Raw genomic sequence first — 13,769 nt, 5'->3', positions numbered from 1 at the left:
AATGTCTCCTATTGATTATAGATTACATTCCTTTGAATAATTTATTTAACTGTCCGTGTTTTTGGGTTCAGCTCATTATGGATAGCATTTTTTTATTTTGACAAATATGTTATAATAAACAAAAATTTATTTTTGGAGGATAGATAATGTTTAAGAAGAAAAAACTTTTTTTTATTGGACTATTGTTTGTAATAATTACTTTTTCGGGTTGTTCAAATAAGGTTGGAGTTAATGAATTATTTGATAAATTTAAAAATGCAAATAATAATATTGAATCTATATTATTACTTAATGAAATAATTAATGGGGGAAATGGAAGTTCAACTAAACAAATTCTAAAAGGGGAATTAATAAATGATAAAGATTCTAAAAAAATTACCAAAGGAAAAGTAATAGTTAGATATTCAGGGTCTTCAAATATTGAACAAAATAATTATGATGTTGAGTTTGTTGGAGATGAAAGTAAAACAAGTATAATGACTAGAAAAATAAATGGAGTAGATAAAAAAACTGAAAAACAAAATAGTAATTATGATGTGTTTCCAGATTATTTTAGATTGTTAGAAGGTATTTATTCTTTTACTGAGAATGATTTAACATTGGAAGAAGTTAATGATGAATACCATTTAAAAATTAAAAATGATGATAATAATAAATCAAAAATTATTAACATATTGAAAGCTGAGTATAAGTTGAATTTAAAAAAAATTTCTGAAAATGATGTTACAATAACTTTTGAAGCAGTTTTTGACAAAGATACATATTACTTAAAAAATGTGTTTTGGACTTTAGAACATGTCTCAAATAACGAAACAACAAAAATTACTAATACTACAAGTTTTTCAAAATGGAATGATGTAAATTTAGATAAATAGAATTAAAAATGTTGCTCTAGATAGGGTAACATGTTTTTGACAACTCTAGAATAAAATGCTTTAATATTAATTATATGTATTGAAATATATGTTATTTTATGTTATAATCTTGGGGTATGTAAATAGAAAATAATATAATTTTTATATAATGACTAGGAGGAAATTAAATGAATACTAAATTAGTATCAAGAGATGAAAAGAAAGTAGTTTTTACATCAGAAATTAGTCCAGAAGCTTTTCAAGCTTCAATTAATAAAGTTTATAACAAAATGAAATCAAGATTTAACATTCCAGGTTTTAGAAAGGGTAAAGCTCCAAGAAAAATTATTGAATTAAATTATGGAGAAGGCATTTTCTTTGAAGATGCTGTTAATGAATTATTACCTGAGTTATTTGAAGAAGCTATTAAAGAATTGGAAATCGCTAAAGAAATTTGTGGAATGCCTAAAATTGATATTGAAGAATTTGATAAAAACAAAGCTATAATTATTAAATTTGATCAAGAATTAAAGCCTGTTCCTGAATTAGGAGATTATAAAAATCTAGTTGCTGATGATGTTAAAATTGAGGTAACTGATGAAATAGTTGATGAAAGGGTAAATAAAGAACGTGAAAACAATGCAAGAATTGTTTCAATTGAAGATAGACCAATAAAAGATATGGATACTGTTAACATTGATTTTGAAGGAAGTGTTGAAGGAGTTCCATTTGATGGTGGTAAATCCGAAAATTATGATTTAGTTGTAGGTTCTCATACTTTTATTCCAGGTTTTGAAGAACAATTAATTGGTAAAAATATAGGAGATAATGTTGATGTCAATGTTATTTTCCCAGAAGAATATCATTCAGAAGAATTAAAGGGAAAAGAAGCTCTTTTCAAAGTAAAAATAAATTCAATTAAAGAAAAACAACTTCCTGAATTAGATGATGAATTCGCTCAAGATGTTTCAGAGTTTGATACATTAGACGAATATAGAGCAGATATTAAAAAAAATCTTGTTGAATCAGCAGAAAAAAATGCTTTAGTTCAAAAACAAAACAATGCAATTGATGCTCTTATTGAAAGTTCAAATGTAGAAGCTCCAGAATCAATGATAAATGAAGAAGTTGATAAAGCTTTTAGAGATTTTGCAGGTAGAATTAGACAATATAATATGAGTTTAGATAACTATTTCAAAATGTTAAATACTACTGAAGAAGCAGTTAGAGAACAATTAAGACCAGAAGCTACTAAGAGAGCAAATGCTGAACTTGTTATTGACGCTTTTGCAAAATTAGAAAATATTGAAGTATCTGAAGAAGAAATTGATAAAGAAATTGATGAATTCGGAAAGAATATGAAAGTTAAAGATTTTGAAGAATTTAAGAAGGAATTAAAATCAGGAGAAGGTCTGGAAGGCATTACTGCAAGTTTAATTAGAAGAAAAGCGGTTGATCATTTGGTAAGTCTTGTTAAATTCCAAGAACCTAAAAAAGAAACTGTTGAAGAATAATTAGTTAAAATATAGCTTGCGTTTTGCTAAGCTATATTTTTTATTAGGAGGTAGTTATGGCACTTATACCAATGGTAGTTGAACAAACTAATAGAGGTGAAAGGTCTTATGATATTTATTCAAGACTTTTAAAGGAAAGAATTATATTTTTAAGTGGAGAAGTAAATGATCAAATGGCTGATTTGATTGTTGCACAACTTTTGTTTTTAGAATCAGAAGATCCTAAAAAGGATATTCAAATTTATATAAATAGTCCAGGGGGATCAGTTAGTGCAGGACTTGCGATTTATGATACTATGCAATATATTAAACCCGATGTAAGTACTATCTGTATTGGACGTGCTGCAAGTATGGGAGCATTTTTATTGACTTCAGGAGCAAAGGGAAAGAGATTTGCTTTGCCTAATGCAGATATTATGATTCATCAACCACTAGGAGGAACTCAAGGGCAAGCCGAAGATATTAGAATTCAAGCTCAAAAGATTTTGCAAGTTAGAGCAACTCTTAATGAAATTTTAGCAAAGAGAACTGGTCAATCACTTAAAAAAATAGAAAAAGATACGGATAGAGATTTCTATATGACTGCTTATGAAGCAAAAGAATATGGAATAATCGATGAAGTAATAGAAAATTAAGGAGTTAATTTTGGAAAAAAAGATAACAAGATGTTCTTTTTGTGGAAAAGAGGTAGAAGAAGTAGATCAAATAGTTAGTGGAATTAATGCAAATATCTGTAATGAATGTATTGAAATTTGCCATTCCATGATTGAATACCAAGAAAGAACTAAGAAAAAAGAAAGCTTAGAAAAATTACCAACTCCAGTGGAAATAAAGAAAATTTTGGATGAGTATATAATTCAACAAGACAACGCAAAAAAAGCTCTAAGTGTTGCTGTTTATAATCACTATAAAAGAATTAATAGAGATGTTGAAAGCGAAGTTGAAATACAAAAATCTAATATTTTACTTGTTGGACCTACAGGAAGTGGAAAGACACTTTTAGCTCAAACTCTTGCAAAAGTTTTAGATGTTCCATTTGCAATAGCTGATGCAACAACTTTAACTGAAGCGGGTTATGTTGGAGAAGATGTTGAGAATATAATTTTGAAATTAGTTCAAGCAGCAGACTATGATATAGAAAGAGCTGAAAAGGGAATTATATATATAGATGAAATTGATAAAATTACTAGAAAAAGTGAAAATCCATCAATAACTAGAGATGTTAGTGGAGAAGGTGTTCAACAATCACTTTTAAAAATTATAGAAGGAACTATTGCAAATGTTCCTCCTAAAGGTGGAAGAAAACATCCTGATCAACAATATATACAAGTTGATACTACAAATATTTTATTTATTGTAGGTGGAGCTTTTCAAGGTATAGATTCAATTTTAAAAGCCAGGCTCGAAAAGAAATCAATGGGATTTGGTGCAGATGTTAAAATGGAAAAACTTGATGATTTTTCTGAAATAATTAAGAATTTAAGACCTGAAGATTTACTAAAATATGGTTTGATACCTGAGTTTGTAGGTAGAATACCGATGATTGTAACTTTAGAAAGTTTAAATGAAAATTCTTTAATTAGAATTTTAGAAGAACCAAAAAATGCGTTAATTAAACAGTATAAAGAGCTATTATCTATGGATAATATAGAACTTGAGTTTGAAAAAGATGCAATAAAAGAAATTGCAAAGATAGCTCTTGAAAGAAAAACAGGTGCAAGAGGGTTACGTGCTGTTATAGAAAGTGCTCTTTTAGATACAATGTTTACATTGCCATCTGAAAAAAATGTTGAAAAATGTGTAGTTACAAAAGATGTAGTTTTAGGAAAGGCTAATCCCATTTTAACTTATAAAGAAAGTAAAAAATAGAGGAAAAATATTTATGAGCAATATAAATTTTAATATTGAAGAAAAATTAAATAGACCTGTAATCGCACTTAGAGGGCTTTGGATTTATCCTTATTCTGTAGTTCATTTTGATGCCGGAAGAAAAAAGTCAATAGATGCAATAGAGTCTGCATTAAAAAAGGATTCGATTTTAGTTGCTTTTACTCAAAAAGATGTTAGGATGGAAGATCCTAAGGCAGAAGATTTATATGAAATGGGAACTGTTGTTATCGTTAAACAAATTTTAAAGATGAACAATGGAATAACTAGAGTTTTAGCTGAAGGTATTTGTAGATGTAGGGCAAAGAAAATTTATGATGATGGAAAATTTTTAACAGCAGATGTTGAAGAATTCTATTATGATGAAGTTGAAGAAGATGTAGACTCTGAATTGGCAACTTTAAGAAATATGGTTGAAGTTTCATTTGAAGAATATACAGCTAAGAAAAGACATTTAGATGTTGATACGGAAATTAGTGTTCAAAGTTCTTCTAATATGGATAAATTTACAAATAATGTTGCAAGTTATATAATTCGATTATCTGATGATGAACATTATGAAAACTTTAAAATTTTTGATATGAGAGAAAGACTTGAAAAACTTTATGAGATTTTACAAAATTCTATAGAGTTATCATTCCTAGAAGAAAGTATTTCTAGAAAAGTTTCGTCAAGACTAAATAAAAATCAAAGAGAATATTATCTAAGAGAACAACTTAATATAATAAGAGAAGAACTTGGAGATGGAGAAGATTTAAGTTCTGAATTGGATGATTATGCTAGTGCTATAATGAGTTTCGTATTTGATGAAAATATTGAAGAAATGTTATTTAAGGAAATTAGAAAACTTTCCGAAATACCTTCAGGTTCTCCAGAGGGGAATGTGATTAGAAGTTATCTCGATAAAATAGTTGCATTACCTTGGAAAAAATCTAAAAAAGAAAAATTAGATGTAGCTTATACTAGAAAAATTTTAGATAAAGATCATTTCGGACTTAAGGATGTCAAGGATAGAATTATTGAATCAATAGCTTTAAGAAAAATTTCAAATAATCAAAAGGGCTCAATAATTTGCTTGGTTGGACCTCCAGGAGTTGGTAAAACTTCTATTGCAAAATCCATAGCAAAATCTTTGAATAGAGAATTTGTTTCTATGCGTTTGGGTGGGCTTCATGATGAAAGTGAAATAAGAGGTCATAGAAGAACTTATGTTGGAGCAATGCCGGGTAAAATTTTAACTTTATTAGAACAATGTAAAGTTAATAATCCGGTAATGCTACTCGATGAAATTGATAAGATTTCAAATGACTTTCGAGGAGATCCTTCAAGTGCATTGCTTGAAGTTTTAGATCCTGAACAAAATAATAAATTTACAGATAATTATATAAATATTCCTTTTGATCTTTCAAAAGTTATGTTTATAACTACTGCGAATACAACTTCTACAATTCCATCTCCATTACTTGATAGAATGGAAATTATTCCGGTTTCAAGCTATACTTATGATGAAAAAGAAAAGATTGCTATTGATCATTTGATTCCAAAGGCATTTAAAAACTTTTCAATGACTAAGAAAATGCTTGATATAAAAGCTGATGCAGTAAGAGATATCATTCGTTATTATACAAGAGAATCCGGAGTGAGAAATTTAGAAAGAATGATTGAAAAAATAATTAGAAAGGTAGCAGTGATTTTAGTTTCAAAAGAAAGTCAAAAAGTTACAGTTAATTCAAAAAATCTTGTTGATTTCTTAGGAAAGAAAAAATTCCATGATGATATTTTGGAAAAAGAAGATAAGGTCGGCCTTGTAAATGGATTGGCTTGGACAGAGGTTGGAGGGGAACTTTTAACAATAGAAACTGATATTGTTAATGGCACTGGAAAAATTCAACTTACTGGACAACTTGGCGAAGTTATGAAAGAATCTGCAATGACTGCAATTTCATTTGTTAGAAGTAAAGCCGATAAATTTAATATTAAAGAAGATTTTTATAAAGAAAAAGATATACACATTCACGTTCCTGAAGGAGCAGTACCAAAAGACGGTCCATCTGCTGGTATAACAATGACAACAGCAATTGTCAGTGCTCTTACAAATAGGAAAGTAAATAGACAATTTGCAATGACTGGGGAAGTAACTTTAAGAGGAAGAGTTCTAGCAATAGGAGGACTTAAAGAAAAAATCCTTGCGGCAAATAGATATGGAATAAAAAATATAATCATTCCAAAAGAAAATGAAGTGGATATTGACGAAATTCCTGAAGAAATTAGGGAAACATTGAAAATTTATACTGTTTCTGATGTTTGTGAAGTATTAGATCTAGTTCTGGAAAAAGAGGTGTAAAGTGAAAATAATCTCAAGTGAATTGGAACAAATAGCTGCGATTATTTCACAGTATCCGGATTCTGATTTAAAAGAAGTTGCCTTTGCCGGGAGAAGTAATGTTGGAAAATCAAGTTTTATAAATGCTTTCATAAATCGTAAAAATTTAGCAAGAACAAGTTCCAAACCAGGAAAAACAAGAACAGTAAATTTTTATAAAATAAACAATTCATTTAGATTAGTAGATTTACCTGGGTATGGATATGCACAAGTTTCAAAAAGTGAAAAAGAAAAATGGGGGGTAATTATTGAAACTTATCTTTCTAATAGAGAAAATTTGTGTGAAGTTATTCTTATTGTAGATATCAGACATGCTCCTAGTAAGGAAGATGTTATGATGTACAACTGGCTTTTAGAATATGGATTTAGTGGTTATGTTATTGCAACGAAAGCTGATAAAATATCTAAGGGACAGTGGAATAGACATTTAAAGGTTGTTAGAGAAACTTTAGGAATAAAAGAAATGAACTTAGTTATTCCATTCAGTTCTGATTCTAAAGCTAATTTAGAGACAGTTCATAACAAAATAGAAGAAATATTAAAGCTGTGATTGTTCACAGCTTTTTTAGTTGTTATTATTTGATTTTTCAACAGGAATACATAATAATATGATAAGTATTAAAACTGAAATTAGAGTTATAACAAAAGGACCTATTTCTGTTCTAGGGATTTTTCCGACCATTCCTCTATATTTAAAATTAATTCTTATAATATCAAATAGACATACTCCTAAAGTAATAAGATTTAATAAAATACTTAAATTCTTTAGATATTTACAAGAATTTTTCTTGATAAGTGAAAATACAGTTAAACAAAAAAGAATTACAAGAGGAATTAAACTATATAATCCGATTTTTTCATATCCGTAGTATATTGTATCGGGAATATTTCCGGGTGGAATACTACCCATATAAACACGAGACCATGGTAATAATACGGATGATAGAATTCCTGCTAACGATAGAATAATTATATATATTTGTAAGTTTTTTATTTTTCTCATTTTATACCTCCTTAAACAAAAAAATTATTCTAGTTAAATTATAACATTGTAGTTTTATTATTTCAATACTTTTTATAAGTGAACTAAATTATCTTCACTATTGACTTTTTGGGGGATTTTTCATAAAATATATTCATAATGATAATCTTTGAAAAGGTTATCTGTTAAGGGGGAGATATTATGAAAAAAATATGGAAAAATAATTTGAACATTTTGTTGCCACTTTTTGTAGTTATGTTTATTTATATTTCATTGGAAATAGGAGTTGCAATGTTTTTTGGTTATGTTATAGATTCTGCCAGTGGAGCAATAAATATGCAATTTTCTAAGGTTATGATTTATACTTTTGTTTTACTTATTACAGAGAGCGTTTTTAAATGGATTTATGAAGTTATGAGTTATAAATTTGTAGCTAAAATGTCTTTAGATACAAAGATTTACATATTTAATAATTTGATAAAGCAAGATATTGAAAGTTTTTATAATAATGATGTAGGAGATAAGATTTCAATTCTTACTAATGATATTAATACAATAGAAACAGAGTATTTTAAAACATTTTTAAATTTAGTTAAATCTGGATTTTTGTTTGTGTTTGCATTTGGTACAATTTTCTATGTTTCCTATCAAATGACAATTGCTTTAATGATATTGTCTGTAATTTCATTTGTTTTTGGAAATATTCCGATGAAAAATTTAAAAACTTTTAAAGAGAAATTTTCAAATTCTCAAAGTGAATATACTGCAAGGACAAACGAATATTTTAATGGTTATGAAACAATCAAAGTGTTTGGACTGGAAAAATTTATTTCGAAAGTATTTTATAATAACTCAAAAAATGTTTATGATAAAGGACTTGCATATCAAAAAAGGTATAGTTTAGTAACTATGATTTCATATTTTTTTGGAGGTTTTACCTTTTTAGGTGGTTTTGTTTGTGGGGGATATTTAGCGTATAAAGGATTTATAACACTTGGACAAATGATTGTTTGTGTTCAACTTACAAATCATATTGTAAATCCTTTGATGTTTGCTATAGAATCTTATGGAAAATTTAAGTCTGTTGATAAAATATTAAATAAAATCGAAAATACTTTAATTTCAGAAGAAAATGTTGAAACAACAGAAATTAAAGACTTTAATAATAAGATTTCTTTAGAGGATGTTAGCTTTAAATATGATGATAAAAAAGTTTTGGAAAATATAAGTTTTGATTTTGAAAAAGGCAAAAAATATGCTTTAGTAGGTTTATCAGGAAGTGGAAAATCAACTTTGATGAAGCTAATTTCAAAAAGAATTAAAGCAGATGAGGGAAAAATTTGTATAGATGGAACTGATTTGGATGAAATTTCAAGAAATTCTATTATAAATTTAATTTCAACAATTAATCAAAATGTATTTCTATTCAAAGGAAGTATCTATGATAATATAACATTATTTAGTAAAGATTATTCGGAAGAAAAAGTAAAAGATGTTATATTGAAAGCTGAACTTGGTAAATATTTGGATAGATTGTATGATAAGGAATTGATTTCTGAAAATGCAAATAATTTATCAGGAGGAGAAAAACAGAGAATTTCAATTGCAAGATCTTTGATAAAGGATACAAAGATAATACTTGCTGACGAAATTTTATCAAGTTTGGATAATGAAATTGCATTTTCCATAGAAAAGGGACTACTTGAGCTTGAAAATATAACATTGATTTCTGTAACACATAGATTAATAAAGGAAAATTTAAAACAATATGACAAAATATTGGTATTAAAAGATGGGAAGATAGAAGAAAAAGGTAATTTTGAAGAACTTATGAATTTTGATTCATATTTTAAAAAATTATATACAATTTCTGAAGTTGAGAATAATTAATTATTATACTTGGGAGAATTAATTTATTTATGATAAAAATTGAAAATTTATTTTATAGTTATAATTATTTTGAAAAAGATAGTGGTTTTTTAGGTTCTTTAAAGGATTTTTTCAAAAGAAGAGAAATAAAAAAATTAGCTATTGAAGATTTTAATTTAGAAGTCGAAATGGGAGAAATAATAGGAATCTTAGGTCCCAACGGTTCCGGAAAAACGACATTAATAAAATTGCTTACGGGGATATTAAATCCGGAGAGTGGAATTATTGAGTGTGATGGAAATATTCCTTTTAAGAAGGAAAAATCTTATCTTAAATCAATAGGTGTGGTTATAGGACAGAAGAGCCAATTAATATGGGATTTACCTGCTGAAGAAACTCTTGAGATGTTAAGATGTATTTACAAGATTGATAAAACAAGTTATAGAAATAAATTGAATAATATGGTAAGATTATTAAATTTAGAAGATAAGCTAAGAATTCCGGTTAGAAAATTATCGCTTGGAGAGAGAATTAAGTTTGAGATAATCTGTGCTTTAATTCATAGTCCTAAAATTTTATTTTTAGATGAACCTACGATAGGATTGGATATAACAAGTCAAAGGTCGATACATGAGTTTTTACTTGATATAAATAAAAAAGATAATGTTACTATATTTTTAACGTCTCACTATATGAAAGACATTGAGACATTATGTGATAGAGTTGTAATTTTACTAAATGGAAAAAAGGTGGAAGATTCAAATATAAATGAAATTATAAATAAGTTCTCTGTTAAAGATGAATGCATAATAGAATTTAAAGATTTTATACCTGATGAATTTAATCGTTTTAAATTTTTGGACAAGAAAAAATTACAGGTAAATTTTGATGAAGCAAAATTTATATTAAAAAATGTTGATTTTTCACTTATAAAAAATATATCCTGTGAAAATAAAAGCTTTGAAGATGTAGTTTTTGATATTTTCAGTGAATGTAAAAAGGAGGATTAAGATGAGTAAATATTTACCAACTTTTTTTAATCAGCTGAATATACAATTAAGCTATAAGTTTAACTTTATTTCCAATATATTTGTTAATATATTAAGTATTTTAATTTCTATATTTACTTGGAAGGGTATTTTTGAAAGTACTTCAGTTGAAACCATTGGAGGTTTTACTAAAACTCAAATGATTTATTATATAATTATTTCAAATATTGGGATGATTCTATTTTCAAGTGAAAATGTAGTTAATATGGGGCATCTTGTTAGAAGTGGGAAGCTTACTTCCATGTTGATTAGACCATATTCTATATTAGTAAATTCCTTTTTTGCATTTTTAGGAAAGAAGTTTATATTTATTGTTTTTTATGTCCTTATGTTTATTCTGTCTTTTTTTGTTAATGCAAATATAGGATATTTTTTGTTGGTATTTTTGTTCTTTATAATAAATTTTTGTATGTTTTTTATGCTGGTTTCTCTTGTTGGAAATCTTGGATTCTATTTGATAAATATGTGGACATTAAGACCTTTAATAAATTCAGTATATTTACTGTTTGGAGGACTGCTTTTTCCTTTAAATTTATTGGGAAATAAAATTTATAAATTAGTTGATAAAAACCCGTTTGCAATAGTTGGATTTAATTTTACAAGGGCTATGCAAGGAAAATTAACAATTGAAGAATTAATTTTTTACATAATTCTATCTTTTTCTTGGTTTATTCTATTTTTTGTTCTATATAAAATTACTTATTATTTTGGACTGAAAAGATATGAGGGAATGGGAGCGTAAATATGAATTTTAGATTGTATAAAAAGTTTTTATCTCATAGTTTTCAAGAGTTTTTAATTTACAGATTTACTGCAATTGTAACAATAGTTTTTGGCTTGATTTTTTTTCTTGCGGAGTTTATTGCAGGTGTAATCTATTTTGATTATACAGAAACGATATATGGTTGGGTGAAAAATGACTATTTACTTTTAATATCTGTAGCTTCCGTAATAAGTTATGGTTATCAGTTTTTATTTACCGTTGCTCATGAAAATTTATATGAATTTATATTAGATGGAGAATTAGATTATATTTTGATTAGACCGGTCAATTCGTTTTTGTTTTACTCATTATACAGAGTAGATTTTCCTAGTTTGATTAATTTATTTATAGCTCTGTGTTTTCAAGTATTTTTGCTGACAAAATATAGTTTAAATTTATTTATAATAATAGAATTTACGATTTCAATTTTGTTATCCATATACTTGGTATTTTTATTAAATCAGATTGTAATTACTATATCATTTTGGAAAGAACATTCAAGTGCCATAATGGGAATACCAGAATACCTAATTGATTTTTCAAGCAGACCGAAGTCTATTTATCCAAAATCAATACAGTTTGTATTAATTTATATAGTTCCTATTTTACTGTCAATTAATCTGCCTGTACTTATAGTTAAGGGAGAGGCTTCCGTTTTAAGTATATTATATATATTCTTATTTAATTTTTTGGGAACAGTTTTTGCAATATTTCTTTGGAAAAAAGGTTTGAAAAAATACGTATCTGCAAATTAATTAGTAATGGAAAAAGTTTAAATTGACTAAATCCTGATGAATAAAGTAAATTTTATTTCATTGGGGTTTATTTATTCTAATAGAAAGTATTATATTTGAAAATTAGCACAGAAAAATAAAATCGATAAAAAATATCAATTATATCTAAAAATCTATTGAAATAATTTTTTTGTTGTGATATTATGAGTATGTTAAAAATAAAAAAATGGAGGGAATAGTTTATGGTAACAAATGAAATGATGAAAAAATTTAAAAAACGTTTTGAAAGCGATTTATCAAGTAGAGTAATTTCGAATGCAATTGCTAAAAATGGTATTCAAGATAGTTCAATTAACAATGATGCTTTAAGATTTCATAATTTTAAGTTTTCAGACAGCGTAAAGAAAGCTGAAATTACAAACCAAAAGAAATCTGGTCGTTGTTGGATGTTTTCAGGACTTAATGTTTTGAGATTAAAAGTTATGGAAAAACTTAATTTAAAAACTTTTGAGTTCTCACAAGTTTATCTTTTCTTTATGGATAAAATGGAAAAATCAAATAATTTCTTAGAACTTATGATTGAACATATAGATGAACCATTGGGCTCAAGACTTATGGATAGTTTGTTAGATTTAGGAGCAGATGATGGAAACTTCTTTGAATGTTTTGATGATTTAATTTCAAAACATGGGATTGTTCCTAAGTCAGTTATGCCTGAAACTTTCAGCTCATCCGACTCCGGTGCTTTTGTTGAACAAATCAATGTAAGATTGAAGAGAACTGCAATGAATATGAGAAAAGCACATTCAAATGGAGCTTCAGTTCAAGAATTAAAGAAATTAAAAGAAGAAACTCTTTATGAAGTTTATAATATTTGTACAAAAGTTTTAGGAAAATTACCAGAAACTTTTGATTTTGAATATACAGATAAAGACGATAAATTCCAAAAGATTACAAATTTAACTCCAAAAAAATTCTATGAAGAATATGTTGGAAATTATTTTGAAAATAAAGTTGATTTAATTGAAGATCCAAGGGGCAAGTATCCATTTGGTAAAAGAATAGAATTAAAATATTTTAAATCTGTTAGAGAAGGAAATCCTGTTGCTTCTTTAAATGTTCCACAAGAAGACATTAAAAAAGCTATAATCGCATCTATAAAAGCTGGAGAAGCTGTGTGGTTTGCTTGTGATGTTATGAAGAATTGTGATAGAAAATTAGGTATAATGGATAAAGATTTATTTAATTATGATGAAACTTTAACAGAACTTGGAGAATTTTCTAAAGCAGATAGAATCGACTATAGATATACAGATTTAACTCATGCTATGACATTTGTAGGAGTTGATTTGGATGAAAATGGGAATCCAATTAAGTGGCAAGTTGAAAACTCTTGGGGAGATGAAGTTGGAGAAAAGGGAATATTCTCAATGAGCGACTCTTGGTTTACAAATGAAAATATTTCAGCAATAGTAGATAAAAAATTCGTTGATAAAAAATGGTTAAAAGGTTTGGAAGAAGAATCTATAAAGATTGATCCTTGGGAACCATATGCAATGATGTTAAAAAGATAATTATATAAAGGAATTACTTAGGTAATTCCTCAGACTGATGACAAAGGTGTCAATGAGAAAACATTGGCACTTTTTTAGTGGAGAAATGCAACATAGTCAAGTAAATGGACACAATTTTACAATAAGATTTTTGGGAAAGACAGATTTAAACCTGCCTTTC

The 13,769-nt window shown here is 27.1% G+C and carries 12 protein-coding genes; 11 read left to right on the top strand and 1 reads right to left on the bottom strand.

Annotated features, from left to right (window positions below):
- Positions 1 to 146: 146 nt before the first annotated feature.
- The 6 genes from VJI93_RS08035 to yihA all read left to right on the top strand — a co-directional run bounded on the left by VJI93_RS08035 (position 147) and on the right by yihA (position 7,188).
- A complete protein-coding gene (locus tag VJI93_RS08035) occupies positions 147 to 875 on the top strand; it encodes a hypothetical protein (protein ID WP_324000381.1) in 729 nt (242 codons plus the stop codon).
- Positions 876 to 1,042: 167 nt separating this feature from the next.
- Complete coding sequence (gene tig / locus VJI93_RS08030; RefSeq protein WP_324000383.1) at positions 1,043 to 2,368, top strand: trigger factor; 1,326 nt, start codon at positions 1,043 to 1,045, stop codon at positions 2,366 to 2,368.
- A 56-nt stretch (positions 2,369 to 2,424) separates the two neighbouring features.
- A complete protein-coding gene (gene clpP / locus VJI93_RS08025) occupies positions 2,425 to 3,003 on the top strand; it encodes an ATP-dependent Clp endopeptidase proteolytic subunit ClpP (RefSeq protein WP_324000385.1) in 579 nt (192 codons plus the stop codon).
- Between the two features lie 10 nt (positions 3,004 to 3,013).
- Positions 3,014 to 4,237, top strand: a complete 1,224-nt coding sequence (gene clpX / locus VJI93_RS08020) for an ATP-dependent Clp protease ATP-binding subunit ClpX (RefSeq protein ID WP_324000386.1) — start codon at positions 3,014 to 3,016, stop codon at positions 4,235 to 4,237.
- 13 nt (positions 4,238 to 4,250) lie between these two features.
- Entirely contained in the window at positions 4,251 to 6,599 is a 2,349-nt protein-coding gene (gene lon, locus VJI93_RS08015; RefSeq protein WP_324000388.1) for an endopeptidase La, read from the top strand.
- A gap of 1 nt (position 6,600) precedes the next feature.
- Entirely contained in the window at positions 6,601 to 7,188 is a 588-nt protein-coding gene (gene yihA, locus VJI93_RS08010) for a ribosome biogenesis GTP-binding protein YihA/YsxC (protein ID WP_324000389.1), read from the top strand.
- A gap of 15 nt (positions 7,189 to 7,203) precedes the next feature.
- Here yihA and VJI93_RS08005 read toward each other — a convergent pair whose 3' ends face one another.
- On the bottom strand, positions 7,204 to 7,641 hold the full coding sequence (locus VJI93_RS08005) for a hypothetical protein (protein WP_324000391.1): 438 nt from the start codon (positions 7,639 to 7,641) through the stop codon (positions 7,204 to 7,206).
- Positions 7,642 to 7,821: 180 nt separating this feature from the next.
- Between VJI93_RS08005 and VJI93_RS08000 the strand changes: the two genes are divergently transcribed.
- The 5 genes from VJI93_RS08000 (at position 7,822) to VJI93_RS07980 (ending at position 13,609) form a co-directional block, all read left to right on the top strand.
- Complete coding sequence (locus VJI93_RS08000) at positions 7,822 to 9,510, top strand: ABC transporter ATP-binding protein (RefSeq protein WP_324000392.1); 1,689 nt, start codon at positions 7,822 to 7,824, stop codon at positions 9,508 to 9,510.
- A 29-nt stretch (positions 9,511 to 9,539) separates the two neighbouring features.
- Positions 9,540 to 10,499, top strand: coding sequence for an ABC transporter ATP-binding protein (locus tag VJI93_RS07995; protein WP_009372846.1), 960 nt, complete (start codon positions 9,540 to 9,542; stop codon positions 10,497 to 10,499).
- 1 nt (position 10,500) lies between these two features.
- Positions 10,501 to 11,280: an ABC-2 family transporter protein gene (locus tag VJI93_RS07990; protein ID WP_324000396.1), complete on the top strand. Its 780-nt coding sequence runs from the start codon at positions 10,501 to 10,503 to the stop codon at positions 11,278 to 11,280.
- 2 nt (positions 11,281 to 11,282) lie between these two features.
- Positions 11,283 to 12,056: an ABC transporter permease gene (locus VJI93_RS07985; RefSeq protein ID WP_324000397.1), complete on the top strand. Its 774-nt coding sequence runs from the start codon at positions 11,283 to 11,285 to the stop codon at positions 12,054 to 12,056.
- 221 nt (positions 12,057 to 12,277) lie between these two features.
- Positions 12,278 to 13,609 carry an aminopeptidase C gene (locus VJI93_RS07980; RefSeq protein WP_324000398.1) on the top strand — a complete coding sequence of 444 codons (1,332 nt, stop codon included), beginning with the start codon at positions 12,278 to 12,280 and terminating at the stop codon, positions 13,607 to 13,609.
- The last annotated feature ends 160 nt before the right edge of the window (positions 13,610 to 13,769 follow it).

The organism is Parvimonas sp. M20 (genome assembly GCF_035282425.1).
Taxonomy (GTDB): Bacteria; Bacillota; Clostridia; order Tissierellales; family Peptoniphilaceae; genus Parvimonas.
The sequence above is the reverse complement of the archived record's forward strand: the minus strand, read 5'-3'. Positions and strand labels throughout refer to the sequence as shown.

What these genes read in the sequence shown, in the direction of transcription:
- VJI93_RS07980 (WP_324000398.1), top strand. Translation starts at nt 12,278, where the DNA reads ATGGTAACAAATGAAATGATGAAAAAATTTAAAAAACGTTTTGAAAGC.
- tig (WP_324000383.1), top strand. Translation starts at nt 1,043, where the DNA reads ATGAATACTAAATTAGTATCAAGAGATGAAAAGAAAGTAGTTTTTACA.
- VJI93_RS08005 (WP_324000391.1), bottom strand. Translation starts at nt 7,641, where the DNA reads ATGAGAAAAATAAAAAACTTACAAATATATATAATTATTCTATCGTTA.
- VJI93_RS07985 (WP_324000397.1), top strand. Translation starts at nt 11,283, where the DNA reads ATGAATTTTAGATTGTATAAAAAGTTTTTATCTCATAGTTTTCAAGAG.
- VJI93_RS07990 (WP_324000396.1), top strand. Translation starts at nt 10,501, where the DNA reads ATGAGTAAATATTTACCAACTTTTTTTAATCAGCTGAATATACAATTA.
- VJI93_RS08035 (WP_324000381.1), top strand. Translation starts at nt 147, where the DNA reads ATGTTTAAGAAGAAAAAACTTTTTTTTATTGGACTATTGTTTGTAATA.
- lon (WP_324000388.1), top strand. Translation starts at nt 4,251, where the DNA reads ATGAGCAATATAAATTTTAATATTGAAGAAAAATTAAATAGACCTGTA.
- VJI93_RS07995 (WP_009372846.1), top strand. Translation starts at nt 9,540, where the DNA reads ATGATAAAAATTGAAAATTTATTTTATAGTTATAATTATTTTGAAAAA.
- clpP (WP_324000385.1), top strand. Translation starts at nt 2,425, where the DNA reads ATGGCACTTATACCAATGGTAGTTGAACAAACTAATAGAGGTGAAAGG.
- VJI93_RS08000 (WP_324000392.1), top strand. Translation starts at nt 7,822, where the DNA reads ATGAAAAAAATATGGAAAAATAATTTGAACATTTTGTTGCCACTTTTT.